This is a genomic window from Arthrobacter sp. Y3221157 (genome assembly GCF_059089865.1).
The window spans coordinates 1-1713 of record NZ_JBNHFD010000183.1 but is presented as its reverse complement, the minus strand read 5'-3'; the positions used below and the strand labels follow the sequence as shown (position 1 = coordinate 1713).

Here is a 1713-nt window from a genome sequence, read left to right as displayed (position 1 = left end):
CACCCTGGAAGGGGTGGGGAAATCTGTGGTTACAACATCCTGCCCCTGGGGGGCAGTGGTGGTGTTGTATTCAGTTATTGGTTGGTTCCGTGTAACCGTGACCCGTGGTTGGGTTGTTGGTTGGGAACCACATAGTGGACGCTGGCAGTGTTTTGTTTGTGGTGTAAGTTGTTGGCCTATTAGTACCGGTCAGCTTCACGAGTCGTTAGTCCTCGCTTCCACATCCGGCCTATCAACCCAGTGGTCTGGCTGGGGGCCTCTCACACAAATTGTGTATGGAAATCTCATCTTGAAGCGAGCTTCCCGCTTAGATGCTTTCAGCGGTTATCCCATCCGAACGTAGCTAATCAGCGGTGCACTTGGCAGTACAACTGACACACCAGAGGTTCGTCCGTCCCGGTCCTCTCGTACTAAGGACAGCCCTTCTCAAATTTCCTGCGCGCGCAGCGGATAGGGACCGAACTGTCTCACGACGTTCTAAACCCAGCTCGCGTACCGCTTTAATGGGCGAACAGCCCAACCCTTGGGACCTACTCCAGCCCCAGGATGCGACGAGCCGACATCGAGGTGCCAAACCATGCCGTCGATATGGACTCTTGGGCAAGATCAGCCTGTTATCCCCGAGGTACCTTTTATCCGTTGAGCGACGGCCATTCCACAATGTACCGCCGGATCACTAGTCCCGACTTTCGTCCCTGCTCGAGATGTCTCTCTCACAGTCAAGCTCCCTTGTGCACTTACACTCGACACCTGATTGCCAACCAGGCTGAGGGAACCTTTGGGCGCCTCCGTTACTTTTTAGGAGGCAACCGCCCCAGTTAAACTACCCATCAGGCACTGTCCCTGACCCGGATTACGGGCCGAAGTTAGATGTCCAAAGTGACCAGAGTGGTATTTCAACGATGACTCCACCCGAACTGGCGTCCGGGCTTCAACGTCTCCCACCTATCCTACACAAGCCACTCCGAACACCAATACCAAACTATAGTAAAGGTCTCGGGGTCTTTCCGTCCTGCTGCGCGTAACGAGCATCTTTACTCGTACTGCAATTTCGCCGAGTTTATGGTTGAGACAGCGGGGAAGTCGTTACTCCATTCGTGCAGGTCGGAACTTACCCGACAAGGAATTTCGCTACCTTAGGATGGTTATAGTTACCACCGCCGTTTACTGGGGCTTAAATTCTCAGCTTCGCCCTTACAGGCTAACCGGTCCTCTTAACCTTCCAGCACCGGGCAGGAGTCAGTCCGTATACATCGTCTTGCGACTTCGCACGGACCTGTGTTTTTAGTAAACAGTCGCTTCCCCCTGGTCTCTGCGGCCCCGATCCCCTCCCGGACGCATGGTCCGTTCAAGGTTGGGGCCCCCCTTCTCCCGAAGTTACGGGGGCATTTTGCCGAGTTCCTTAACCATAATTCTCTCGATCGCCTTAGTATTCTCTACCTGATCACCTGTGTCGGTTTGGGGTACGGGCGGCTAAAACCTCGCGTCGATGCTTTTCTCGGCAGCATAGGATCACCAAATCCCCCCATACGGGGGTCCCATCAGATCTCAGGCACAATGAGTGGCGGATTTGCCTACCACTCGCCCTACATCCTTAGACCGGGACAACCATCGCCCGGCTCGGCTACCTTCCTGCGTCACACCTGTTAATACGCTTGCCTCCCAGGATCAGGTCCTGCGCTCCACCAAAACCCTTCACCCACAAGGGGTGTC

1 rRNA gene is annotated in these 1713 nt (G+C 54.9%); it reads right to left on the bottom strand.

Annotated features, from left to right (window positions below):
* Positions 1-158: 158 nt before the first annotated feature.
* Positions 159-1713: ribosomal RNA gene (locus AC5RTT_RS20480) — 23S ribosomal RNA — on the bottom strand; the annotation flags it as partial.